The sequence below is a fragment of the Actinomyces sp. oral taxon 169 genome (assembly GCF_013394715.1).
Lineage (GTDB): Bacteria > Actinomycetota > Actinomycetes > Actinomycetales > Actinomycetaceae > Actinomyces.
In genome coordinates this window covers 683,887-707,992 of record NZ_CP058259.1, presented here as the reverse complement: position 1 = coordinate 707,992, position 24,106 = coordinate 683,887, and the positions used below count along the sequence as shown (strand labels likewise).

25 protein-coding genes are annotated in these 24,106 nt (G+C 69.5%); 7 read left to right on the top strand and 18 right to left on the bottom strand.

Going from position 1 to position 24,106, the window contains the following annotated elements:
• The first annotated feature begins 31 nt into the window (after positions 1-31).
• The 4 genes from HW274_RS12760 (at position 32) to HW274_RS03015 (ending at position 3,183) form a co-directional block, all read left to right on the top strand.
• Positions 32-154, top strand: a complete 123-nt coding sequence (locus tag HW274_RS12760) for a hypothetical protein (RefSeq protein ID WP_260679164.1) — start codon at positions 32-34, stop codon at positions 152-154.
• Between the two features lie 92 nt (positions 155-246).
• A complete protein-coding gene (locus HW274_RS03025) occupies positions 247-1,254 on the top strand; it encodes a ketopantoate reductase family protein (protein WP_185989131.1) in 1,008 nt (335 codons plus the stop codon).
• A 58-nt stretch (positions 1,255-1,312) separates the two neighbouring features.
• Complete coding sequence (locus HW274_RS03020) at positions 1,313-2,353, top strand: ATP-binding cassette domain-containing protein (protein WP_185989130.1); 1,041 nt, start codon at positions 1,313-1,315, stop codon at positions 2,351-2,353.
• Positions 2,350-3,183 (top strand): ABC transporter permease, encoded by an 834-nt coding sequence (locus HW274_RS03015; protein ID WP_075253470.1) that lies wholly within the window; start codon positions 2,350-2,352, stop codon positions 3,181-3,183. The genes HW274_RS03020 and HW274_RS03015 overlap by 4 nt, the downstream gene beginning before the upstream one ends.
• Positions 3,184-3,199: 16 nt before the next feature.
• On the opposite strand, the gene HW274_RS03010 is transcribed toward HW274_RS03015, so the two are convergent.
• The 5 genes from HW274_RS03010 to truA all read right to left on the bottom strand — a co-directional run bounded on the left by HW274_RS03010 (position 3,200) and on the right by truA (position 10,310).
• Positions 3,200-6,397, bottom strand: a complete 3,198-nt coding sequence (locus HW274_RS03010) for a BTAD domain-containing putative transcriptional regulator (protein WP_075253469.1) — start codon at positions 6,395-6,397, stop codon at positions 3,200-3,202.
• A 102-nt stretch (positions 6,398-6,499) separates the two neighbouring features.
• Positions 6,500-7,861, bottom strand: coding sequence for a phosphoglucosamine mutase (glmM, locus tag HW274_RS03005; protein WP_075253468.1), 1,362 nt, complete (start codon positions 7,859-7,861; stop codon positions 6,500-6,502).
• Between the two features lie 309 nt (positions 7,862-8,170).
• Entirely contained in the window at positions 8,171-8,665 is a 495-nt protein-coding gene (gene rpsI, locus HW274_RS03000; protein ID WP_003789348.1) for a 30S ribosomal protein S9, read from the bottom strand.
• 43 nt (positions 8,666-8,708) lie between these two features.
• Positions 8,709-9,152 (bottom strand): 50S ribosomal protein L13, encoded by a 444-nt coding sequence (rplM, locus tag HW274_RS02995; RefSeq protein ID WP_003789346.1) that lies wholly within the window; start codon positions 9,150-9,152, stop codon positions 8,709-8,711.
• Positions 9,153-9,410: 258 nt separating this feature from the next.
• Positions 9,411-10,310 (bottom strand): tRNA pseudouridine(38-40) synthase TruA, encoded by a 900-nt coding sequence (gene truA / locus HW274_RS02990; RefSeq protein WP_075253467.1) that lies wholly within the window; start codon positions 10,308-10,310, stop codon positions 9,411-9,413.
• A gap of 48 nt (positions 10,311-10,358) precedes the next feature.
• Between truA and HW274_RS02985 the strand changes: the two genes are divergently transcribed.
• A complete protein-coding gene (locus HW274_RS02985; RefSeq protein WP_075253466.1) occupies positions 10,359-11,114 on the top strand; it encodes an ROK family protein in 756 nt (251 codons plus the stop codon).
• Between the two features lie 45 nt (positions 11,115-11,159).
• Here HW274_RS02985 and HW274_RS02980 read toward each other — a convergent pair whose 3' ends face one another.
• A complete protein-coding gene (locus HW274_RS02980) occupies positions 11,160-11,888 on the bottom strand; it encodes an MgtC/SapB family protein (protein WP_075253465.1) in 729 nt (242 codons plus the stop codon).
• A gap of 177 nt (positions 11,889-12,065) precedes the next feature.
• Here HW274_RS02980 and HW274_RS02975 point away from each other — a divergent pair, with 177 nt between their 5' ends.
• Positions 12,066-13,895, top strand: a complete 1,830-nt coding sequence (locus tag HW274_RS02975; RefSeq protein WP_075253464.1) for a tetratricopeptide repeat protein — start codon at positions 12,066-12,068, stop codon at positions 13,893-13,895.
• A 438-nt stretch (positions 13,896-14,333) separates the two neighbouring features.
• On the opposite strand, the gene rplQ is transcribed toward HW274_RS02975, so the two are convergent.
• The 6 genes from rplQ to infA all read right to left on the bottom strand — a co-directional run bounded on the left by rplQ (position 14,334) and on the right by infA (position 17,612).
• On the bottom strand, positions 14,334-15,050 hold the full coding sequence (rplQ, locus tag HW274_RS02970) for a 50S ribosomal protein L17 (protein ID WP_075253463.1): 717 nt from the start codon (positions 15,048-15,050) through the stop codon (positions 14,334-14,336).
• A gap of 30 nt (positions 15,051-15,080) precedes the next feature.
• Complete coding sequence (locus HW274_RS02965; protein ID WP_003789324.1) at positions 15,081-16,082, bottom strand: DNA-directed RNA polymerase subunit alpha; 1,002 nt, start codon at positions 16,080-16,082, stop codon at positions 15,081-15,083.
• 157 nt (positions 16,083-16,239) lie between these two features.
• Positions 16,240-16,641 carry a 30S ribosomal protein S11 gene (gene rpsK / locus HW274_RS02960; RefSeq protein WP_003781888.1) on the bottom strand — a complete coding sequence of 134 codons (402 nt, stop codon included), beginning with the start codon at positions 16,639-16,641 and terminating at the stop codon, positions 16,240-16,242.
• Positions 16,642-16,703: 62 nt separating this feature from the next.
• On the bottom strand, positions 16,704-17,078 hold the full coding sequence (gene rpsM / locus HW274_RS02955) for a 30S ribosomal protein S13 (protein ID WP_010614542.1): 375 nt from the start codon (positions 17,076-17,078) through the stop codon (positions 16,704-16,706).
• Positions 17,079-17,243: 165 nt separating this feature from the next.
• Entirely contained in the window at positions 17,244-17,357 is a 114-nt protein-coding gene (gene rpmJ, locus HW274_RS02950) for a 50S ribosomal protein L36 (RefSeq protein ID WP_003781903.1), read from the bottom strand.
• Between the two features lie 33 nt (positions 17,358-17,390).
• Positions 17,391-17,612 (bottom strand): translation initiation factor IF-1, encoded by a 222-nt coding sequence (gene infA, locus HW274_RS02945; RefSeq protein ID WP_003781847.1) that lies wholly within the window; start codon positions 17,610-17,612, stop codon positions 17,391-17,393.
• A 565-nt stretch (positions 17,613-18,177) separates the two neighbouring features.
• On the opposite strand from infA, the gene HW274_RS02940 reads away from it, so the two are divergent.
• Positions 18,178-19,386: an IS110 family transposase gene (locus HW274_RS02940; RefSeq protein WP_185988432.1), complete on the top strand. Its 1,209-nt coding sequence runs from the start codon at positions 18,178-18,180 to the stop codon at positions 19,384-19,386.
• A 49-nt stretch (positions 19,387-19,435) separates the two neighbouring features.
• Here HW274_RS02940 and map read toward each other — a convergent pair whose 3' ends face one another.
• From map to rpsE, 6 genes are all read right to left on the bottom strand, one after another.
• A complete protein-coding gene (gene map, locus HW274_RS02935; protein ID WP_075253462.1) occupies positions 19,436-20,317 on the bottom strand; it encodes a type I methionyl aminopeptidase in 882 nt (293 codons plus the stop codon).
• A gap of 135 nt (positions 20,318-20,452) precedes the next feature.
• A complete protein-coding gene (locus tag HW274_RS02930) occupies positions 20,453-21,040 on the bottom strand; it encodes an adenylate kinase (protein WP_178384970.1) in 588 nt (195 codons plus the stop codon).
• Complete coding sequence (gene secY, locus HW274_RS02925; RefSeq protein WP_075253460.1) at positions 21,037-22,338, bottom strand: preprotein translocase subunit SecY; 1,302 nt, start codon at positions 22,336-22,338, stop codon at positions 21,037-21,039. Before secY ends, HW274_RS02930 begins: the two co-directional genes overlap by 4 nt.
• A gap of 351 nt (positions 22,339-22,689) precedes the next feature.
• Entirely contained in the window at positions 22,690-23,166 is a 477-nt protein-coding gene (gene rplO / locus HW274_RS02920; RefSeq protein ID WP_010614537.1) for a 50S ribosomal protein L15, read from the bottom strand.
• A 1-nt stretch (position 23,167) separates the two neighbouring features.
• Positions 23,168-23,374 (bottom strand): 50S ribosomal protein L30, encoded by a 207-nt coding sequence (rpmD, locus tag HW274_RS02915; protein ID WP_009396392.1) that lies wholly within the window; start codon positions 23,372-23,374, stop codon positions 23,168-23,170.
• A complete protein-coding gene (gene rpsE / locus HW274_RS02910; RefSeq protein ID WP_003789310.1) occupies positions 23,374-24,081 on the bottom strand; it encodes a 30S ribosomal protein S5 in 708 nt (235 codons plus the stop codon). The genes rpmD and rpsE overlap by 1 nt, the downstream gene beginning before the upstream one ends.
• Positions 24,082-24,106 lie beyond the last annotated feature (25 nt).

The window sequence follows — 24,106 nt, the reverse complement described above, 5'->3', positions numbered from 1 at the left end:
GCATGTTAAAAATAGTGGCATCCGCACCTGTTTGAATCACACCGAACCCACTCTTCATCAGTCTGATCTGACGACCTTCCTGGGGCGGGCCACCCTGGTCCTGACCAAGGACGCCGAGCACCGCATGAGCCGGGTCCTGCTGCGCAAGTCCTGAGCGCCCGTCCCTGAAGCCACCGTGAAGGCGGTCTGAAACCGGAGGGCAGCAGACTCACGGTCATGACAGCACAGGGAACACGCACGGCTCCGATGAGCATCCTCGTCGTCGGCCTCGGAGTCATCGGGACAACCTACGGATACCTTTTTCAGAAGGCCGGTCACCACGTCGAGCACCTGGTGCGGCAAAGCAGTACGAGGGCCTCAGTCAGCTCGCTCGAGGTCGAGATCCTCGATGGAAGGCGTGACCCGAAAGGCTCGCTGTCCCAGGACCAGTACACCGTTCACCACCGGGGACACACGAGCTACGACCTCATCGTGGTCTCGGTGCCGCAGGGCAGGATCGCCGAGGCAATGGCCGCCCTCCGTACGGGTGGGATAGAGGGACCTGTGCTTCTATTCTGCGGGTTCTGGGGAGAACGCGAGGAGCTCGACCGTTTGATGGCCGGCCGCGATGTCCTCCTGGGGTACCCGGTGGCGGGCGGGAGCATCACGGGAGAACGGCTCACCTGCTGCGTCTTCGACCACGTCATGCTGGAGCGGCGCGACAAAGCCCGTTTCCCAGGCTACGAGAGGGTGGAGGCGCTGTTCGGCTCCTGCGGCATCAGCCTCGAGCGCCCCCATGACATGCTCGAGTGGATCTGGCTGCATATGGCGATCAACGCCGGTGTCGGTGCCGTGGCAGCAATGTACGGCGACGTCGAGGACACGACGCGCGCCGCCGAGCACCTCATGGGCTCTACCAGGATGCTCGCCCGGGTGGTCAAGGCGATCCGGGAAGCATCGAGGATCGTGGCCTCGCGCGGCGTTGATCTGAGGCGCTACCGCAGCGAGATGCTCGTCTACCGGCTGCCGACCGCCGTGTCCGCACCCCTCATGAAGCGGATGTTCGCCAGGAATCTCCTCACCCGACGGATCATGACACTGCATGGCAACACCGCTGACCTGTTGTTCGTGTGCCGGACCGTCTACGAGCAGGGCCGGACCAACGGAGTCTCTGCGCCTATCTTCTACAGAAGCTACGAGGCAGCCCGAGACAAGGCCACCCGTCACGATCAGCACCTACCTGGCATGGTCCGTGAACGGAACGAAACGGCGTGAAACCGAGTGGCGTCGCAGTGAAGCCGCGGTGAAACCGCCGGGGTCCAGCCTTGGCGGCATGGCAACACGAACAGCAAACGAATCGCTCTCACCGGGCGAGGCACCGGCCATCAGGACCGATAGCCTGACTCGGACCTTCGGCTCCTTCACCGCCGTCGACGGCCTGGACCTGGAGATCCCCACCGGCATCGTCTACGGCCTGCTCGGCCCCAACGGCGCCGGCAAGTCGACGGCGCTGCGCATGATCACCACCCTGCTGGCCCCCTCCCTGGGCCGGGCGATGGTCCTGGGGCACGACGTCGTCCGCGAGCGCCACGCGGTGCGCAGCCTCATCGGGGTGACGGGACAGTACGCCAGCGTCGATGAGACGCTCACCGGCTCGGAGAACCTGCGCCTCTTCGGGCGTCTTCTGGGCCTTGGCCGACGCCGGGCGCGGGATCGGGCCGAGGAGCTGCTGGCCGCCTTCAGCCTCACCGAAGCCGGCGGGAAGCGGGTGAGCGGATACTCCGGTGGGATGCGGCGCCGACTGGACCTGGCGGTCTCACTCATCTCCCGGCCCCCGCTCATCTTCCTCGACGAGCCCACCACTGGCCTGGACCCGCGTACGCGTGAGCAGATGTGGGACGTCATCCGCTCCCTGGTGGAGGGCGGTTCCACGATCCTGCTGACCACTCAGTACCTGGAGGAGGCCGACCGCCTGGCTCACCGGGTCGGCATCATCGATACCGGACGGCTCATCGCCGAGGGCACCCCCGATGAGCTCAAGGACCGGGTGGGCAGCAGCTCTCTGGTGCTGACGCCGGCGACCCCCGAGGACCAGGCCGCTACCGCCTCCATCATCGAGCGGGTGACCGGTCACGCCCCGGTGACCGTCGATCAGGGCACCCACCTGCAGGCGCCGCTGAGCGAGGCGTCGGTGGCCACCGAGGTGCTCGTGGCCCTTCGCGACGCCGGTCTGTCTCCCAGAACCGTCTCGGTGGACCGCCCCAGCATGGACTCGGTCTTCATGGCCCTGACCGGGCAGCCCACCAAGCACGATGACGCAGCCTCGCCCGCATCCCCGTCCGCCCGTCCTTCAGACGTCAAGGAGCAGTCATGACCGTCCCCGCCACCGCGACCGCACCAACCAGTACCTCCCTCTCCCCCGGCGTCTGGCGTTTCAGCGAGGCCCGGCTCGTCCCGGACACCATGACCATGGCCTGGCGCTCACTCATCACCATGGTGCGCAACCCCGGAGAGTTCTACGACATCCTCATCCAGCCGGTGATGTTCACCGTCCTGTTCGGCGAGCTCTTCGGAGGCGCCATCGCCGGCGACGTCAAGGCCTACCTACCCACGATTGTCCCCGGTCTCATCATCATGAATGCCTTGACCACGAGCCAGAGCGTGGGCGTGGACCTGCGCGAGGACATGGACAAGGGCGTCTTCGACCGCTTCCGCACCATGCCGATGTCCCGTATCGCGCCGGTCCTGGGGCCCATGGTCTCCGACATGCTGCGCTACCTCATCTGCACCTCACTGACCGTACTCACCGGCTATGTCCTGGGCTATCGGCCTGCCAACGGCTGGTCCGGGGCGCTGGGCGCCATCGCCCTGGCGGCGGGCTGCGCCTGGGCCATCGCCTGGATCTTCCTCTTCCTGGGGACGGTCTTCTCCTCGGCCCAGGCGGTGACCTCCTTCACTGTGATCGTCCTGTTCCCGCTGACCTTCCTGTCCAACGCCATGGTGCCCACCTCGACGCTACCGGGCTGGCTCAAGGCCTTCGTGCGCCACAACCCGGTCTCGCACATCGTCGACGGCGGCCGGTACCTGCTGGACGGAACAGCGGGCTCAGCCGGGGACGTGCGGGCCGCGATCATCGGCTCGCTGCTGATCCTGGCCATCATGGCTCCCCTGACGGTCGTGCGCTACCAGCGGCGCAACGCCTGAGCCGCGCCTCAGGGACTCAGCCGACCTCGCCCGCCAGACGGCCGGCGAGGTCGGCGGCGTGAGCCACGAGCCCGCCGCGGTCCAGGGACCGAATCCTCTCCTCGGCCTGCGTCAGCGCCCGGGCGTCCAGCCGCTCAGTGCGGCTGCGCAGGTAGTCGTGGGAGAGCAGGCGGCAGGTCTGGTTGGTGCCCACCGCCAGGGCGGTGGCGACCAGCTCGCCTCCTACTGCCCGCCGGTCGGAGCCCGCATCCTCAGCAGCCACGGCGGACAGGCCGACGGCCGCCGCGAAAGCCATGAGCGTGGGAATGTCACGCTGCCGTGGAGCCGGATCGGAGAGGATCTCACGCAGCAGGGAGGTGGCTCGGGCACGGACGGCTCGGGCATCGAGCTCGACGGCGTCATCGGGGCTGAGCTCGACGTCGGTGACCAGGCACATGCTCAGGATGTAGAGCTCCCACTGGGAGCCCGATCCCAGGATGGAGCGCCAGTTCCCGGCGTAGCGCAGGCTCACGCGCTGGATGAGGGCGGCGGTGCGCACGTTCCCGCGGGTGAGCTCCAGCTCGCCGCGCACGGAGCGGGCGATGAAGCGCATGGTTCCCGGCAGGTCGACCGGTTCCAGGCTCTCCAGCAGCCTGCCCGCCGTCTCGGGGCGCGGATCGAGGTAGACCGCGCAGTAGGCCCCCTCCATGTGCAGTGTCGTGCGGAAGAACTCGCCCCAGCTGGGCAGGACCCGTTCCAGGAGCACCTGGGCGCGCGAGCAGGCGTCGACGACCTGGCTGTAGCGCCCCAGGGACATGAGCACCTGCAGCCGGTGGAGGTGCAGCTCGAGCAGGTGAATGCCGGCCAGGTCGTGGCCATGGAGCCGCCCCAGGAGGGCCTCGATGGTCTCCAGGGAGGCTTGAGGATCACCGTCGTCCTCCTGCTGGGCGGCCAGGCAGCGGGTCGCCGCCCAGGCGACCCAGGGGTCGGCGTCGCCGGTCAGCTCGGGCCACTGCTCGTCGCTCGCACGCAGGAAGCGCCTGACCCGGCTGAACGGTCCCTCTCCGTCGAAGGAGGCCGGCAGCAGGGAGCGGACCTGTGCGGGCACGTGGCTCAGGAGCCCGAAGAGGGTGACGCACAGGGCCAGGACGCTCAGGCCTGCCTCATTGCCGCGTGAGTCCTGGGCGGGTTGGACAGCGGAAGCGATGAGGCGCGCACCGTAGTCGGCGATGCGCTCATAGCTCCAGGTGACGCTCCACAGGCGCATGAGGGCGGCACCGATGAGGCAGATGGCGTCGCGCAGCTCCGCCGGCAGGTGATCCGTGCCGTGGCCGTCGGCCTGTGCCAGGAGTCGGTCGAGCTGTTGAAGGATGACGGCCTCATCGTGGGAGACCTGCCGGAAGAGGCGGTCGTGGCGGCGCACCTCAGGGTGACGGGCGTCGCCGAAGTCGCCGGCGTCCACGGGAAAACGGATCTGGGAGCACAGGTCCACCGCCCACTGGCGCAGGGCCGCGCGGGCCTCGGCCTCGTCGCCGGAGGCGGACAACTGCTCCAGAGCGAAGTCGCGGACGGTGACAAGCATGTGGAAACGGGGCAGGCCGTGGTCGCGCACCACGAGCAGGGAGTGGGAGACCAGGGCGTCGAGGAGGTCGGCGGCCTGCGCACCGATGAGCGCCTCCGCAGGCAGGAGGGTAAAGCCGTCCGCGAGCAGGGCCAGCCGGGCCAGGGCGCGACGCTCGGCGGCGTCGAGCAGGTTCCAGGACCACTCGATAACCGCTGTCAGGGTGCGCTGACGGGCCGGGGCGTCGCGAGCGGCAGTGAGCAGATCGGGTCTGCCGGGCAAGCGCTCGGCGATCTGGCCGACCGACAGGCTGCGGGTGCGCGCGGCGGCCAGCTCAATGGCCAGGGGGATGCCCTCCAACCGCCCCAGGAGCTCGCCTAAGTCGTCATCGTCGATGACCTGGCCGGGGCGAGCGGCCAGAGCGCGGGCGCGGAACAGCTCGGCGGAGGAGGTGGCATCGAGGGCCTCGAGGCGGTGGACGTGCTCCGCGGCCAGGTCGAGGGGGCGGCGCGAGGTCGCCAGGACGCGCAGGTCGGGGCAGGCAACCAGGAGCGGCCCGATGAGGTCGGCCGCCTCGCCGGCCAGGTGCTCGCAGTTGTCCAGCACCAGGACGGTTCCGGGCTGGGAGAGGGCGGGGGCCAGATCGCGGTGCGGGTCACCGTTGACGACTGCGGAGCCTCCGATTGCGTCGAGCACGACCTTGGCCAGATCGGCCCCGGGTGACACCTCGGCGAGGGCGACGACGTAGACGGCGGGGCGGCGGCTGCGGGCCGCCACCGCCTGGGCCAGGGTGGTCTTGCCGACCCCGCCGGGGCCGGTGAGCGTCACCAGACGGTGGGTGCTCAGGGCCTTGAGAACACCGGTCACGTCCGCCTCGCGCCCTAGGAAGTGCTCGGGCTCGGGCTGCAGGCCGTGGCGCACGGGGCTCTCAGCGGCCAGGACGGCCTCGTGGGCGGCGCGCATGGCCGGGCCGGGCACGGCTCCCAGCTCACGCAGGCGACGGCGGTGCTGCTCATAGATCTCCAGGGCCGCAGCCGGTGAGCGCACCCAGGACTCGGCGCGCATGAGGGCGGCCAGGACGGTCTCGTCGCCGCCGTCGCGCTGGGAGGCCTCGCGCAGCAGATCCGCGGCCCGCTCGTGCTCACCGGTGGCCTCCAGGGCGAGCCCCCGGTTGCGGTAGGCCTCCTCGGTCAGGGCTGCGGCCCGCTCTCGCAAGAGGGCCACAGGGGCGGCTCCTGCTCCAACACTGTCGTCGGCTTCGTCGGGAACGGGCACCTGGGGCAGTCGGCCGGTGAGATCGAGGACCTGCTCCCACTGGCCGGCGGCGGCGCAGGCCCTGGCTCTGTGCGCCCTGCCCGCCAGGTCCCGGATGTCGACCTCCGCCTCCGCCAGCTCCAGTCGGTAGCCGTCGCCACTGCGCTCGACGACGCCCTCCCCCACGACGGTGCGCAGCCGGGAGACGACGACGTGAAGCGCCCGCAGCGGCCGGGCCGGGGCGTCGTCGGGCCACAGGGCCTCAATGAGGGCGGCGTCGCTCACCCTGGCGTCCTGGCTGCCGGCGAGCACGGCGAGCAGGTCAAGGCTCCTTCCGTTCAGGGGCCGGCCTTGCCAGGTCGGAGGCTCCGTCAGGAGAGCCAGGCGGTACGGGGAGGTCACGGGCCTATTCTCACCCATCTCCCTGAGGCGGTGTTCCGCATGCGGGGGCCGGTCGCGACGCCGGCCACCGTTCTGGTGGCGCCAGCCGCGACCGGCCCCGGGGAGGAAGCCGCCGTCAGCTCATAGGCTGAGGTTGTTCTTGACGGTGTCGGCCAGGGAGCGGGCCACTCGGTCGGCTTCCTCCTGGGTGGCGGCCTCGACCATGACGCGCACGAGCGGCTCGGTGCCCGAGGGGCGCAGCAGGACCCGGCCGGTCTCGCCCAGGTCCTTCTCCGCGGAGGTCACGGCGTCCTGCACGGCCTTGTTGGTGCTGGCGGCGCCCTTGTCGACGTTCTTGACGTTGATGAGGGTCTGGGGCAGGCGGGTGACGACGCTGGCGAGCTCGGCCAGCGTCTTGCCGGTGCGCTTGACCCGCGCAGCCACGTGCAGGGAGGTGAGGACGCCGTCACCGGTGGTGGCGTGGACGGTGTCGATGACGTGCCCGGACTGCTCGCCGCCCAGGGTGTAGCCGCCCTGGAGCATCCGCTCGAGCACGTAGCGGTCGCCCACGCCGGTCTGGACGGTGCGGATGCCGTGCTCACGCATGGCCAGGATGAGGCCGAGGTTGCTCATGACGGTCACGACGAGTGTGTCGGAGCCGAGGGTGCCGTCGGCCTTCATGCCGATGGCGAGCATGCCCATGATCTGATCGCCGTCGACGAGCTTGCCGTTGGCGTCCACGGCCAGGCAGCGGTCGGCGTCGCCGTCGTAGGCCACACCCATGTCCGCCCCGACCGCTTTGACGTAGTTCTGCAGCTGCTCGGGGTGGGTGGAGCCGCAGTTGTCGTTGATGTTGAGGCCGTCCGGGGAGGCGTTGATGACGATGACCTCGGCGCCGGCGGCCCGCAGCGCGGCCGGGCCGACGACGGAGGCGGCGCCGTTGGAGGCGTCGACGACGATGCGCAGCCCGGACAGGTCGGTGGCGACGGAGTCGACGAGGTGGTTGATGTAGTTCTGGTCGGCGACGGTCTCCCCCTTGATGACGCGGCCGACGTCGGCGCCGGTGGGGCGGTCGTTGACCGTGCCCAGAAGGGCCTCGATCTCGTCCTCGACGGCGTCGGCGAGCTTGTAGCCGCCGCGGGCGATGAACTTGATGCCGTTGTCCGGGAAGGGGTTGTGAGAGGCGGAGATCATGACGCCCAGCTCGATGTCCTGGGTGGCCGTCAGGTGAGCGATCGCCGGGGTGGGCAGGACGCCCACGCGGGTGACGTCGATGCCGGAGGAGGCCAGGCCCGCACTGATGGCGTGGTCGAGGAACTCTCCGGAGGCGCGGGTGTCGCGGCCGACGATGGCGCGGGGGCGGCCGCTGCGTGAGCTCCGTGCGGCGGACGTGTCCTTGGTCAGGACGCGGGCCGCGGCCTCACCGAGCTGTACGGCCAGGGTGGGCGTGAGCAGGTCGTTGGCCAGGCCGCGTACGCCGTCGGTTCCGAAGAGACGAGCCATGGAAATCCTCCTGAAGGGTGACGAAACAGCACCATCCTGCCACGGGGCGCCGAACATCGGGGCCCAACCTTCAGCCAGCGCACAAGGTCTGATGTCCTGCGCCGACCCCGGCCCGGCGGCTCGCGCCCGAGATCGCGCCCCTCACCGGCATGCCTCAGACGCCTGTCGGCCGCATATCGACTGATGCGCCGCCACCCGGGAGGCTCCCCGCCACCCCTGACACATGACGACGGCGGCCGCCCCGGGAAGGGGACGACCGCCGTCGTAGCGGAGGAGAGGTCCGGCCGGCTCGGCCAGGACCTGACCCGATCAGCGCTTGGAGTACTGGGGGGCGCGGCGGGCCTTGTGCAGACCGGCCTTCTTGCGCTCCACGATGCGCGAGTCGCGAGTGAGGAAACCGGCCTTCTTCAGGGTGGCGCGGTTGGCCTCACGGTCGATCTCGTTGAGCGCGCGGGCGATGCCCAGGCGCAGGGCGCCGGCCTGGCCGGAGACGCCACCGCCGTTGATACGGGCGACGACGTCGAAGCGGCCCTCGAGGTCCAGGATGGTGAAGGGGGCGCGCACGAGCTGCTGGTGCAGCTTGTTGGGGAAGTAGTCCTCCAGGGAGCGGCCGTTCAGCGTCCACTGGCCGGTGCCGGGAACGAGGCGCACGCGAGCGACGGCCTCCTTGCGGCGACCCAGACCGGAGCCGGGTGCGGTGATGGACTGGCCGCGACCCGGAGCGGACTCCTCGGTCTCGGTGGTGTAGCTGGAGGGGGCGTTCTCCTCGTCCAGCGCGTCAATGTCGACAGTGGTCTCAGCCACGATATGTCCTTTGCTTGTCGCGGGGTGCCGAGCGCTGGAGCGCTTACTGGGCGACCTGGGTGATCTCGAACGTCTTCGGGCTCTGGGAGGCGTGCGGGTGCTCGGCACCTGCGTAGACCTTGAGCTTCTTGAGCTGGGCGCGACCGAGCTTGGTGTGGGGAACCATGCCCTTGATGGCCTTCTCGACGGCGCGCTCCGGGCGGGTGGCCAGCAGCTCGCGGTAGGAGACGGCGGTCAGACCACCCGGGTGGCCGGAGTGGCGGTAGGCGAACTTCTTGTCAGCCTTGCCGTTGGTGAGAGCCACCTTGTCGGCATTGATGATGACGACGTAGTCGCCGCAGTCCTCGTTGGGGGCGAACTGGGGCTTGTGCTTCCCACGGAGCAGGGTGGCGGCCTGGGCCGCGAGTCGACCCAGGACGACGTCGGTGGCGTCGATGACGTACCAGTTCTTCTCGACGTCGCCGGGCTTCGGTGTGTACGTGCGCACGGGCGTTGCCTTCGTTTCTCTTGGCGAGTGGGCACGCCGAAGCGCGGTGAAGCGTTCGCGGTTCGGCGAGACCACCATGGTCAGGTGAGTGGTCGGAGCACAGGCGATCCGGGGCGAGTGGGACGGCACCGCGGACACGCACACGTGTGCTGCACGACGATTGCCAACAGTACCGGGCGCCCCGCGGGAGGGTCAAAAGGTGCGGCTTCCCAGTTCCGTGAATCGCGCCACGCGGCCAGGTGAGCCCCTGACCGCCGATCAGCAGCTCAGACGCCGGGTGGTGCGGGCCCGCTCGGCCTGGGCGGCGAGCTCGTCGTCGACCGGGTAGGTGACCTCCTCCAGGGTCAGCCCGTGCGGCGGGGCGACGGGGGCGGCGCTCTGGCGCGTGCGGGCGTCCAGGAGCTCGCGCGGCCAGGTGACCGGCTTGCGTCCCTGCCCGACGGCCAAGCCGGCCCCCACCAGGGAACGGACCATGGAGTGGCAGAAGGCGTCGGCGACGACGGACAGGGTCACGAGCCCCGCGTCCGGCCCTGCGTCCGCCCCAGCCTCGGCCCGGCGCCACTGCAGGGTGCGCAGGGTGCGGATGGTCGTGGCGCCCTCGCGGGGCTTGCAGTAGGACAGGAAGTCGTGCTCGCCGAGCAGAGCCCGGGCCGAGGCGTCCATGGCCTCGACGTCGAGCGCATCGGGCAGCCACAGGACGGTGGCGCGCCGGGCGGGGTCGCGCGGGGCGGCGGCGTCGGAGATCCGGTAGGTGTAGCGGCGGCTCAGGGCGCCGAAGCGGGCGTCGAAGGCCTCCGGCACAGTGCGCGCCCCGGTGACGACGACGTCGCCGGCCCCGCGCGGCGTGCGGGCCAGGCTCTCCTGGGCCTCGCGGGCCAGGACGCCCGCCACCCGGGTGAGCAGGGCGGCCTCGGGCAGGCGCCCGGAGCGTCCGGGCAGCGCGGCCCAGGCCTCGGGGCTCACGTCGAGGTGGACCACCTGGGCGGCGGCGTGGACGCCGGCGTCGGTGCGTCCGGCCACGGTGAGGCGGACGGGCTCACGCAGCACGGTGGCCAGGGCGGAGGTGAGGACCCCCTCGACGGTGCGCAGCCCGGGCTGGGCGGCCCACCCGGAGAAGAAGGTGCCGTCGTAGGCCAGGTCGAGGCGGATGCGTGGCATGCCCCCATTGAACCGCACCGTCTTCGCGCTTCCACTAGGCTCGCGGCCGTGAGCACAACGACTCTGTCCGTGGACTGCGGAGGCGGCGGCATCAAGGCTTCGGTGCTGGACTGCGAGGGCAACATCATCTCCCGCGCCGTGCGCACCCCGACCCCCTACCCGCTGCCGCCGGAGAAGCTGGTGGAGACCATCGCCTCGCTGGCCTCCCAGCTGCCGGGCGCGGACCGGGTGACGGTGGGGATGCCGGGCATGATCCGCCACGGGGTCGTCATCGCCACGCCGCACTACATCACCAAGGACGGCCCGCGCTCCAAGGTGCTGCCCGACCTGGTGGAGGCCTGGGGCCGCTTCGACATGGGCGCCGCCATCTCCCGGACCCTGGGCATCCCCTCCCTGGTCCTCAACGACGCCGAGGTCGCCGGGGCCGGCGTCGTCACGGGCCACGGCCTGGAGATGATCGTGACCCTGGGCACGGGCCTGGGCAACGCCGTCTTCGACAACGGGATCCTGGCCCCGCACGTGGAGGTCTCCCAGGGGCCGGTGCGCTGGGGACTGACGTACGACGACTACATCGGCGAGCACGAGCGCCTGCGCCTGGGCGACGCGCACTGGTCGCGCCGGGTGCGCCGCGTCGTCGACGCCCTGCGCCCCATGTACCTGTGGGACCGCCTCTACCTGGGCGGCGGCAACTCGCGGCGGATCACGGCGGCCCAGCTGGCCAAGATCGGCGATGACGTCGTCGTGGTCCCCAACGAGGCCGGCATGACCGGGGGCGCCCGCTGCTGGGACATGGCCCGCCCCTAATTCCCGTTACTCCGTCCGTCGCCGGAGCCCTCCCCTGGAGCGGGTTCAGTCGAGCCGGCCTCCCTCGAGGCACTCGACGCCGTCGACGCCGTCGAGGCCGGAGAGGGCCTCGATGAGGTTGACGGCGGGGCGCTGACCGTGGAAGCGCATGACGGCGTTCATGGTGCGCCCGTGCTCGCCGCGGGTCACCTCGGTCTCCTCCAGTGTGGCGGTGAAGCCCGATGCGGTGGCGACCTGGAGGATCTCGGGCATGACGGCGCTGCCGATCTCGTAGTCGATGCGCACGGTCACCTCGCCGCGGCGGCGCTGCAGGCGCGAGGTGAGGGGGCCCAGGAACAGGACGACGATGTAGTCCAGCGCGACCGCCGTGGCCGCCAGGGGGATCATGCCCGCCCCGCAGGCCATGCCGATGGCGGCGCTGAGCCAGACGGTGGCGGCGGTGGTCAGGCCTCGGACGGTGTCGTTGTTGACGAAGATGACCCCGGCGCCCAGGAAGCCGATACCGGAGACGATCTGCGCGGCCACACGGCTGGGGTCCACCGCGACATCCGAGCCGGTGATCGGGGCGAAGCCGTAGGCGGACACCAGGGTGAACAGGCACGAGCCCAGTCCCACCAGGACATGCGTCTTGACGCCGGCGTCCTTGTGGCGCAGGTGGCGCTCGGCGCCCAGCGTCATGCACAGGACGAAGGTGGCGAGCATCGCGACGACCTGAACCCCCACGTGGTTCAGGCTGAACAGCGTGTCCACACCGGCTCCCTTCCGTGTCGTCACCGTGCCTGTCCTGCCGGCAGCCGCCGGCACCCTGCCGGCCCGCTGCCAGCACAGCGCCGATTCTAAAGGAGCCCTTGGCAGGGCGCGCCTTTGGTGATATCTCCCCATCGCGGCGCCGCACAGGCACCGTTTAGCGTGAGCACACCATCTTCCCCCTGTTCCTGAGGCTTGTCAGACGTGTTGCCCTCCCCATACGCCGCCCCCGAGGGGGCTGCTCGCGCCGGTCGGCTGCTGGAGCTCAGTGAGCGCCTGGCCGAATCGGGCCGTCGGGGGGAGGCACTGGATGCCGCACGGGAGGCCTGCCAGGTTCTCCGGGACCTGGCCCAGCTCGATTCAGGTACGTACCTGCCAGATCTCGCTGAGGGGCTCTTCGTCATGGCGGACCGCCTGCGCGAGGCCCGTCGCATGCGTGAGGGCGTTGCGGCCTCACAGGAGACGGTCCGGATCCGACGGCGCCTGACCCGGTACGACTACGACGCCCATGCCTCCGGGCTGGCACGGGCTCTGTGCCGCCTCGCCGTCGACCTGAGCACTTCCGGCGATCTGCGTGACGCGCTGGCCAGCGCTCAGGAGTCCGTGGACCTCTACCGGAGCCTGCGCCGGGATGATCCCTTCGGCGACGAGACCGGGTTGGCTCAGGCACTGGTCACACTCGCCTGCTGCCTGAGTGAGTCCCGTCGGCCGAGCGACGCCTTCGTCACCGCCCAGCAGGCCCTCACTGTCCTACGGCGTCTGGTCCGGGCTGATCCGGATGTACACACGCGCCGACTCGCGGCGGACCTGGCCCATCTGGCTCCCAGACTGCGCACGGTGGGCTATGTCGATGAGGCCCTCGAGCTGGCCTGGGAGGCCGTGGGTCTCTACCGCCGCCTCGACAAGGAGGAGATCGGTTCCTGCACCGGCGATCTTGCCGGAGCCCTGGAGGTGCTGGCCACCTGCGGGGCCGCCGTCGGGCGTCGAACCACGGCCCTGGAGGCGGCCGAGGAAGCCGCTGCGCTCTACCGGGGACTGGCCCGCCGCACGCCGGCGCTCTACTCACCGAAGGCCACCCACGCCCTGGCGACACTGGCTCGGCGCCTGAGCGACGTGGGGCGGCATCGTGAGGCACTCGCCGCAGTCGAGGAGGCAGTCAGCCTCTCTCGCGCTCTGGCCCACAGCGCCCCCGACAACCACCTGCCCGACCTCGCCGACGCCCTCACGGTCCAGGCCGCCTGTCTGCGTGATGGCGGCAGCCTGAACCGCGCGCTGGCTTCGGCCCGGGAGGCGGTCAGCATTCGACGCGCTCTGGAGCACAGCCGCCCCAGCACTGAGACCCCGGCCCTGGCTGAGTCCCTGTACGTCCTGGCCGTCTACCTGTACACGGCCGGGCAGCTGCAGGAATCCTTCGCCATGGCCTGGGAGGCCATCGACATCTACCGGCAGCTGGTCCGCACCAACCCGGCTCCACATACCGCCGACCTGGCTCGGGCGCTCAACATCCTCACCTTGAACCTGAGCCGAGCCGGGCGCGCGCATGAGGCCCTGGCTGCGGTGCAGGAGGCGGTCACCTTCTACCGGAGCCTGGCCCAGGTCGATCCGACCGCCTACAAGCCCGACCTGGCGGCCTGCCTGCACAACCTGGCCACATGCCTGGGTGACGTCGGGGACCGCTCCGCTGCCTTGGCCGCGATCCGGGAGACGGCGGCTATCCGCCGGGAGCTGGCCGAGCGCGACCCGGCGACTCACGCTCCGGCGCTGGCCCCGTGCCTGCACCGACTCGCCAAGCGCCTGGCCGAGGCCGGTCACCGGGGCGAGGCCCTGCAGACCGCACGGGAGGCGGTCGCCGCCTACCGGAGCCTGGTCCGCAGGCGCCCGGAGGACTTCGACCAAGGGCTCGCCGGCGCGCTGCGGACCTATGCGTCAGTCCTCGGGTGGGCGGGCAAGGAGGCCGACGCCGCCCGCATCTGCCGGGAGAGCGAGGCCGCCACGGAGCAGAAGGCCTTGGAGGACTCCATCAGAGGCTTCTGAGGGGCGGCGCCGGCCCGGCGGTGCTGGCGCACGTGGTGGACTCGAAGCCGGGCGGATCGAGGACTGCGTTCTGCGCCCAGGACGTACTTCTCCCCCATACGACCGCGGCCTTCCCCCAGTGATCTGGAGGACATCGCAGTTCTCGTCGGCGAAGTACGTCCCCGATCAGGATGTCCGACGCTCAAGGCCCCGATCTACCGGCCTGCCCTGAGCTTCCCGCTGGCCTCGTCCTCCCCACCCCATCGCGGGATGTCTAGACGGTCATCGTCCGCTGACGCCTGGACTCGACACGGGCAAACCGCATTCTTCTCTGGCGCGCGCCAGGCCCCAGCCGGCGACGACGCCACCCGACACCATCCGCCAGCACACACGGGGAGGGCCGGCCACCATCAGGTGACCGGCCCTCCCGGAGTTCTCACTCAGAGCGTCAGCTCTGGCTCACTTCTCGACCTTCTGGGCGGCAGCGCCGCCAGCGGGGGCGAAGCCCGCAGCCTCGGCGTCCTCGGCGCTGGCGAACCAGACCTCGGCGACCGTGGCGTCGTACCAGCGCGAGCCGGGAACGTGGTACTTCATGGAGTCCTCGTTGCCCTTGACCAGGTGGTCGTCGTCGGGAGCGTCAGTGGCGCCCTCCTCAAGACGGACCGCACCGGCGTACTCGGCCTTGTCAGCCTTGTCGGCCTTCTCCTCAGCCTTCTCGGTCGTGGCCTTCTTCTCGGCCTTGTCCTCGTCGGCGACGGCCTTCTGGGCGGCCTTCTTGGCGGTGGCGACCGCGTCCTCCACGATCTCCTTGCGGGCAACCGACTCCAGCACCAGGGAGATGACCGCCATGGGGGCGTTGTCGCCCTTGCGGGGGGTCGTCTTGATGATGCGGGTGTAACCGCCCTCGCGGCCCTCGAACTTGGGGGCGAGCTCCTCGAAGAGGCGGTAGACGGCGTACTTGTCCGTCACCTTCTTCAGCACGGTACGGCGGGCGTGCAGGTCACCGCGCTTGCCCTTGGTAATGAGCTTCTCGACGTAGGGACGCAGGCGACGAGCGCGAGCCTCCGTGGTCTTGATCGACTCGTGAACGATGAGCTGCGTAGCCAGGTTGGCGAGCAGGTGACGCTCGTGCTGGGCGCTGCCGCCCAGACGGGGACCCTTAGTGGGGCGAGGCATGGTTGTCTCCTAGGTGAATAACGAGCCGGCTCAGGCCTGGGTCTCGTCGCTGAACGTGGGGTTGGCGTAGTCGTCGTCCGAGACGTAGTCGACCGGGGAGCCCTTGAGGGAGAGCCCCAGCTCGGCCAGCTTGTCCTTGATCTCGGAGATGGACTTGGCGCCGAAGTTACGGATGTCGAGCAGGTCGGCCTCGCTGCGCGAGACGAGCTCACCGACGGTGTGGATGCCCTCGCGCTTGAGGGCGTTGGAGGAGCGGGCCTGAAGGTCGAGTTCGTCGATCATGAGGGCCAGGTCCTGCTGGAAGGCCTCGTCGATCGGCGAGGGGCCGACCTCAATGCCCTCGGCCTCGACGTTGAGCTCACGGGCCAGGCCGAAGAGCTCCACGAGCGTCTTACCGGCGGAGGCCAGGGCGTCACGCGGGGTGATGGAGGACTTGGTCTCGACGTCGACGATGAGACGGTCGAAGTCGGTGCGCTGCTCCACACGGGTGGCCTCGACGGAGTAGGAGACCTTCTTGACCGGCGAGTAGATCGAGTCCACCGGGATGCGGGAGATCTCCGCGTTGGGGTCCTTGTTCTGGTTGGCGGAGACGTAGCCGCGGCCGCGCTCGACCGTCAGCTCGATCTCCAGCTTGCCCTTCTCGTTGAGAGTGGCGATGACCAGATCGGGGTTGTGGATCTCGACGCCGGCCGGCGGGGTGATGTCACCGGCGGTGACCTCGCTCGGACCGGACTTGCGCAGGTACATGACGACCGGCTCGTCGTTCTCCGAGGACAGGACGATCTCCTTGATGTTGAGGATGATCTGGGCGACATCCTCCTTGACCCCGGGGATCGTGCGGAACTCGTGGGGCACCCCATCGATGCGGACGCTGGTCACGGCCGCCCCCGGGATGGAGGACAGCAGTGTGCGGCGCAGGGAGTTGCCGAGCGTGTAGCCGAAGCCGGGCTCGAGGGGCTCGAGCACGAAGCGCGAGCGGCGGTCCTCGACCACGACCTCCTCGGTGAGCGTGGGTCGCTGTGCAATGAGCACGTGGTTTCCTTTCGTCGCGGCGCCCGCTATATGACGCCGTTCCTCATGGGTGGAGCAGCCGGCCCGACCGGGCCGGCCCTACTCCGCGTCCCGCCGTGGGGGCGGAACGTGGTGAGACGACGACGCAGCAACCGGCTGCGCCGTCGTCCCTTGAAGCTCAGACGCGACGGCGCTTGGGCGGGCGGCAGCCGTTGAAGGCCTGAGGGGTGACGTCGGTGATCGAGCCGACCTCGAGGCCGGCGGCCTGGAGGGAGCGGATCGCGGTCTCGCGGCCGGAGCCGGGGCCCTTGACGAAGACGTCAACCTTCTTCATGCCGTGCTCCTGGGCGCGCCGGGCGGCGGCCTCGGCGGCGAGCTGGGCGGCGTAGGGGGTCGACTTGCGCGAGCCCTTGAAGCCGACCTGGCCGGAGGAGCACCAGGCGATGACGGCGCCCTGCGGGTCCGTCAGCGAGACGATGGTGTTGTTGAAGGTGGACTTGATGTAGGCGTGACCGTGGGTAACGTTCTTGCGGTCCTTGCGGCGCGTCTTGCGCGCGGCGGCGCGGGTCTTGGGAGGCATTCTTCCTTCTTCGTGATGAGGTCGTCACTGCGCCCTGCGCTGGGCGGGGCGCGAGCTGCTGCTTACTTGGCCTTCTTCTTACCGGCCACGGTGCGCTTGGGGCCCTTGCGGGTGCGCGCGTTGGTCTTGGTGCGCTGACCGTGCACCGGCAGGTGGCGGCGGTGGCGCAGGCCCTGGTAGCAGCCGATCTCGATCTTGCGGCGGATGTCCGCCTGAACCTCACGACGCAGGTCACCCTCAACCTGGTAGTTGCCGTCGATGTGGGTGCGGAGCTTGACCAGCTCCTCCTCGGTGAGGTCCTTGACGCGGGTGTCGGGGTTGACGCCCGTCGCCTTCAGGGTCTCGTCCGCGCGGGTGCGTCCGATCCCGAAGATGTAGGTGAGTGCGATCTCGACTCGCTTCTCGCGAGGCAGGTCGACACCGGAAATGCGTGCCACGGTGTGGTTCTCCTGTGTGCTCCCGGAGGTCGTCACCCATCTCCCCCACCTCGCCTGGTGGCCCCGGCCTCCGAGAACCGGGGGTTGCGGACCCGCGGTGCGGGTGCGCTGGGATGGGTGCTGGAAAGGGCCGTCCAGCTCTCTGGGCGGCCCGGCGCCGGGAACTCAGCCCTGACGCTGCTTGTGCCGCGGGTTCTCGCAGATGACCATGACGCGGCCGTGGCGACGAATCACCTTGCAGCTGTCACAGATCTTCTTGACGCTCGGCTTGACCTTCATGATGTTCCTCCGCCGGCTCTGGGAGCCGACATGTCACTTGTACCGGTAGACGATTCGGCCGCGGGACAGGTCGTAGGGGCTCAACTCCACGACCACCCGGTCCTCGGGGAGGATGCGGATGTAGTGCTGCCGCATCTTTCCGGAGATGTGCGCGAGCACGACGTGCCCGTTGCTCAGCTCCACCCGGAACATCGCGTTCGGAAGGGCCTCGACGACCGATCCCTCGACCTCGATGACTCCGTCCTTCTTAGCCATGTTCCTCCATCGGTGCTTTCTCGCTCGAGTTCACCCCGACGACGTCGCCGCCGGGCAGCCGCGGTCGCCGTTGCGCAGGCCCACCGCAGGCGGGTCCCTGTTGCCAGGGTCATGAATGCGGCATGAGGGCAAGCGTCATCGACGGACGCGCGTCCAGCGGATAACTTTACGGCAGACGGCCCGGGCTTCACCATGCCAGATGGCGCGATCACGCGGTGTTTCCTGACACACCGCAGGTGTGTGCGTCGTCGAGGACGCACCCCCGCCGACGACGACGCACGTCCCAGTCACAATCCACGGGCCCGTGGGCGCGTTCTCGGCATCCGCCGGCCCGTTACCTTGTTGGTGGTCCCGGGTCGTCCGGGGCTGGGCCAGCTGCTGTGGGCATGATGTCTTGCCCCTGTCCTTAGATGATCCGGGGGGTGTTGTCACCCGCAGCAGCCGGGCACTGGTGACCGCTGATAAGGGGAACGACCCATCGAGTGTGAGGTCTTTCGTAACGTGGGTGCGGAACCGGTCGTCCACCGGCTGGCCCCACACCCATGCAGCGAGAGGCGGCACGAAGATGAATACCGAGGACATCGAGGTCTTCATCGGCATCGACGTCGGTAAGAGCGAGCACTGGGCTACGGCCCTGAGCCGGGAAGGGCGGAAGGTCTTCGACAAGGCCCTGCCCAACGACGAGGAGCGCCTGCGTGCTCTCTACAAGAAGCTGGCCGATCACGGACACCTGCTGGTGGTAGTAGACCAGCCCGCCACCATCGGGGCCCTGGCCGTGGCAGTGGCTCAGGACATGGGCATCACCGTGGGCTATCTGCCCGGACTGTCGATGCGGCGCATCGCCGACCTGACACCGGGCAGCGCCAAGACCGACGCCAAGGACGCGGCCGTCATCGCCGGCGCGGCCAGGAGCATGCCCCACACCCTGAGAGCCATCAACGCCTCGGACGAGGACGCGGCCGCCTTGTCGATGCTCACGGGATTCGACCTGGACCTGGCCCGCCAGGTCAACCAGAGCGCTAACCGGATCCGGGGCCTGTACACCCAGATCCACCCCACCCTCGAGCAGGTGCTGGGGCCCTGGCTGGAGCACGACGCCGTCCTGGAGGTCATCGCCGCCTGGCCCACCCCAGCCGACCTGAAGCGAGCGGGCAAGGCAAGGATCGACGCCAGGCTCAAGAAGCACGGGTGCAGGCGGCACGCCACCTGGGCCGGCCAGATCGTCTCGGCCTTGGAGCACCAGAGCGTGGTGGTCGCCGGCACCGACGCCGCCGCAGTGGTGCTTCCTCACCTGGCCAGGCAGCTCATCTCCCTGCACGCTCAGCGGGCCGATGTCGCCGCCCAGGTCGAGGCCCTAGTGGAGGCCCACCCTCTTTATGAGGTCCTGATCTCCATGCCCGGGATCGGGGTCAGGACCGCCGCCGTCTTCCTGGCCGAGACCCTGGGCAAGACCTTCGACACCGGCGCCCAGCTGGCCTCCTACGCCGGGCTCGCTCCCGTCACACGCCGCTCCGGCTCATCGATCCGTGGCGAGCACGTCTCCCACGGCGGCAACAAGAGGCTCAAGCGCGCCATGTTCCTGTCCGCCTTCGCCTCCCTGCGCTCCGACCCCGTCTCCCGGGCCTACTACCAGCGCAAACGAGACCAAGGCAAACGCCATAACCAGGCCGTCCTCGCCCTGGCCCACCGCCGCATCCTGACCCTGCACGCCATGATCCGAGATGGAGCCCTCTACGACCCACAACCAGCCACGAAACTACCCGCCGCCGCTTGACACACCACATAGGGGCACCCCCCCTCGCAGCAGTCCCCGCCTCAGCGTCTCAGCCCAGCGCCTTGGGCTCGATGCCGTAGGGGGCCAGGCCCTCGGCGCCGCCGTCGGGCGCGGTGAGAACCCAGACTCCTCCAGGGACGATGGCCACGGTGTGCTCCCACTGGGCGGCGTGGGAGCCGTCTCGGGTGACGACGGTCCAGCCGTCGTCGAGCTCGCGCGTGGCCGGGCTGCCGGCGGTGAGCATAGGCTCAATGGCCAGCACCATGCCGGGGCGCAGGCGGGGGCCGCGCCGTTTGACGGAGTAGTTGAGGACGTCGGGGGCCATGTGCATGCTCGTGCCGATGCCGTGGCCGACGTACTCCTGAAGGATCCCCAGCTCGTGGCCCTCCCGCTCGGCCACGTCCGCGACGACGGTCTCGACGGCGTCGCCAATCGCGTTGAGGCACAGCTGACGCCCACGCCCCTCCCCCGCTGCGGCGCGGGCGACGGCGGCGATGGCCTCCCACAGGGCCTGCCGGGTGGTGGTGTCCACGAGCCGGTCGGTCTCGCTCAGGTACGTCCCGCCGACGACGGTGGTGAAGGCGGCATCGCCGTGCCACTGGGTGCCGTCCTCGTCGAGGATATAGGCGCCGCAGTCGAAGGTGACCAGGTCGCCGTCGGCCAGGACCCGCTCACCGGGGATGCCGTGCACGACCTCGTCGTTGACCGAGATGCACACGGTGGCCGGGTAGTCGTAGTAGCCCAGGAAGTTGGAGTGGGCACCGGCGGCCTCGATGACCCCGGCCGAGACGGCGTCGAGCTCGGCGGTGGTGATCCCGGCGCGCACCGCCTCGCGCAGGGCGGCGTGGATGTCGGCGACGACGAGCCCGGCCCGGCGCATGAGGCGGACCTGCTCCGGCGTCTTGATCTGGATCTGTTCGCGTGAGAGCACGGGTGCCTCCTGGGGTCGTGTGGAGCGGGCTGGGCCTGGGGCGGTTCCGGCTCCCCCGTCAGGGACGGGGACGGGCCGGAGCATGCGCAGGCGGGTCGTCCGCGTGAGCAGACGACCCGCCGGTGAGCGTGGGCTTCAGGAGCCGGTGATGCCGCGGGAGACGAGGGCCTCCATGATGCGGCCGGTGACGATGTCGATCTCGCCCATGCCGTCGACCTGGACGAGCAGGTCGCGCTCGGCGTAGAGCCCGGCCAGCGGCGCCGTGGACTCGGCGTAGACCTCGAGGCGGCGGCGGATGACGGGCTCGGTGTCGTCGGCGCGCCCCTGCTCACCGGCCCGTTTGAGCAGGCGGGCGACAACGGCCTCGGCGTCGGCGGTGATCTCGACGACGACGTCGAGGGCCAGACCTGAGGCCTTCAGCATGGAGTCGAGCTCACCGACCTGCGCTGTGGTGCGCGGGTAGCCGTCCAGGAGGAATCCGTTCTCGCAGTCGGCCTGGGCGATGCGGTCGGCCACCATGGCGTTGGTGATGGAGTCGGGGACGTACTCGCCCTTGTCCATGTAGGCCTTGGCCTGAGTGCCGAGCTCGGTGGCGCCGGCGACGTTGGCGCGGAAGATGTCTCCGGTGGAGATGGCCGGGATGCCCAGGCGCTCGGCGATCCGGGCGGCCTGGGTGCCCTTGCCCGCTCCGGGGGGACCGAGAAGAACCATGCGTGCGCTCATGACAAGAACCCTTCGTAGTGACGCTGCTGCAGCTGGGAGTTGACTTCCTTAACGGTCTGGAGGCCCACACCCACCATGATGAGGATAGTGGTTCCGCCGAAGGGCAGGTGCTGAGCCAGGTCCAGCCAGATGACGGCGAGCGTCGGGATGAGGGCGAGGACCACCAGGTAGATGGAGCCGGCCGTCGTGATGCGGTTGATGACGTAGGACAGGTAGCGCACAGTGGGCTCACCGGCGCGGATGCCGGGGATGAAGCCGCCGTACCGCTTCATGTTGTCCGCGATCTCCTCGGCGTCGAAGGTGATGGCCGTGTAGAAGAAGGCGAAGAACAGGATGAGGACGCCGTAGGCGGTCAGGTAGATCGGGCTCGTCTGCTGCAGGTTCGTCATGATCCACTGCACCCACTTGCTCGTCTGGTTGCCGAAGCCGGCGATGAGCTGGGGCATGGCCAGGATCGAGGAGGCGAAGATGACGGGGATGACGCCGGCGGTGTTGATCTTGACCGGGATGTAGGTGGTCGAGCCGCCGTACTGGCGGCGCCCGATCATCCGTTTGGCGTACTGCACGGGGATGCGCCGCTGGGCCTGCTCGATGTACACGACCGCGAGGGTCGCCAGGAGGACGACGGCCACGATGATGGCGAAGTTGGCCGCCCCGTTGTTGCCTCCGGCGATGGAGAACATGTTGGAGGGGAACTGGGCCACGATGGAGGTGAAGATGAGCAGCGACATGCCGTTGCCGATGCCGCGCTCGGTGATGAGCTCACCCAGCCACATGATGAGGCCGGTGCCGGCGGTCATGGTGATGATGATGAGCAGCGGGGTGACGATCGAGTCGCCGGCGACGATGTGCTGGGCCCTGGCGCAGCCCTGGAAGAGCTGACCGCTCTTGGCCGTGGCCACGATGGTGCTGGACTGGAGCAGCCCCAGGCCGATGGTGAGGTAGCGGGTGTACTCGGTGAGCTTGGCGGTGCCCGCCTGGCCCTCCTTGTGGAGCTCCTCGAAGCGGGGGATGACGACCCGCAGCAGTTGGATGATGATGGAGGCCGTGATGTAGGGCATGATGCCCAGCGCGAAGACGCTCAGCTGGAGCAGCGCGCCACCGGAGAAGACGTTGACCAGGCTGAGGAGGTTCTGGTCCTTGCCGGCCTCACCGATGCAGTACTTGGCGTTAGCCAGGTTGACGCCGGGCGCCGGCAGGATCGACCCGAGCCGGAACAGGGCCATGATGCCGAGGGTGAAGAGCAGCTTCGCCCTGAGGTCTGGCGTTCTGAACGCCTGAGTGAACGCGCTGAGCACTCGATCTCCTGTGGACTCGGGGGTGGGTTCGGCCTTGCGGGCAGCAAGGCGGAGCGCAGGGGAACTGCGCCCGGCCCAGACTACCCCGCTGAGCTCGTCACCTGGGCGCTGAGATGGGCTTGCAACGTGGCTGAGGTGCGGGTTTTCTCACGTCTCGTCCCGGTGCCGTTGCCCGGGGTGATCCAAGGCACCTCGCTACCGATGCGCCGGAGCCGTCCTGCGGTGTGGCGCCCGCGCACGACGAACCCCGGCGGCCCAGGTTTCCCTGGACCGCCGGGGTCTGTGATGTCGCTTCTCGTCAGGGCCGCTCCTTCGGGGTTGTCACCCGTGCCGGGCTCGGCCCGACGGCGTTCAGCGCGTGGCGATGCTGCCGCCGGCGGCCTCGATCTTCTCCTTGGCGGAGCCGGACCAGGCGTCGACCGTGAGCGTCAGGGCCACGGTGACGTCGCCGCCGCCGAGAACCTTGACGAGCTGGTTCTTGCGAACCGCACCCTTGGCGACGAGGTCCTCCACGGTCACCGTGCCGCCCTCGGGGAACAGCTCGGCGATGCGGCCGACGTTCACGGGCTGGAACTCGACCCGGTTGGGGTTGCGGAAGCCGCGCAGCTTGGGAAGACGCATGTGCAGCGGCATCTGGCCACCCTCGAAACCAGGACGGACCTGGTAACGAGCCTTGGTGCCCTTGGTACCGCGACCGGCGGTCTTACCCTTGGACGCCTCACCACGACCCACGCGGGTCTTGGCCTTCTTGGCGCCGGGGGCGGGACGCAGGTGGTGCAGCTTGACGACGCGCACCTTCTCCTCCTGCGTGTTCTCGGTGTCAGCCATCTCAGACCTCCTCAACGGTGACCAGGTGGTGCACCGTGGCAATCAGGCCGCGCACGCTGGGGCTGTCCTCACGCACGACGGACTGGCGGATCTTGCGCAGACCCAGGGTCTTGAGGGACTCGCGCTGGCGGTGGGTGCCCCCGATGCCAGAGCGGACCTGAGTGACCTTGAGCTGCTTGGTCATCTGCTTCGATGCGGACTCAGCCATCACGCACCCACTCCTTCAGCGGCCTTCTCGGCCTCCTGCTTCTCAGCCTGAGCGCGCTTGTCGGCCTCGCCCTCGGCGCGGGCCCGCAGCATGGACTGCGGGGCGACGTCCTCCAGGGGCAGGCCACGGCGGGCCGCGACGGCCTCGGGCTGCTCCAGCTGCTTAAGGGCGTCCACCGTGGCGTGCACGATGTTGATCGCGTTGGACGAGCCCAGCGACTTGGACAGGATGTCGTGGACACCGGCGCAGTCCAGCACGGCGCGCACCGGACCACCGGCGATAACACCGGTACCGGGGGACGCCGGGCGCAGGAGAACGACTCCGGCGGAGTCCTCGCCCTGGACCAGGTGCGGGATGGTGCGGCGGATCATCGGGACGTGGAAGAAGTTCTTCTTCGCGATCTCGACGGCCTTGGCAATGGCGGAGGGAACTTCCTTCGCCTTGCCGTAGCCCACGCCGACGGTGCCCTCACCGTCACCGACGACCACGAGGGCCGTGAAGGTGAAGCGGCGGCCGCCCTTGACGACCTTGGACACGCGGTTGATGGTGACGACGCGCTCGATGTACTTGTCGTCGTTGCCGCGACCACGGTCGCGGCGGTCGTTGTTGCGGTCGCGGCGGCCGCGGCCCTCGCCCCGGCGCTCGTCGTTCTCGCGCTGGGCCGAGCCGTCGGACGACGCGGACCTGTCTCGCTGCGGTGCAGCCATCAGATGTTCCTCTGCTTTCTCGTCG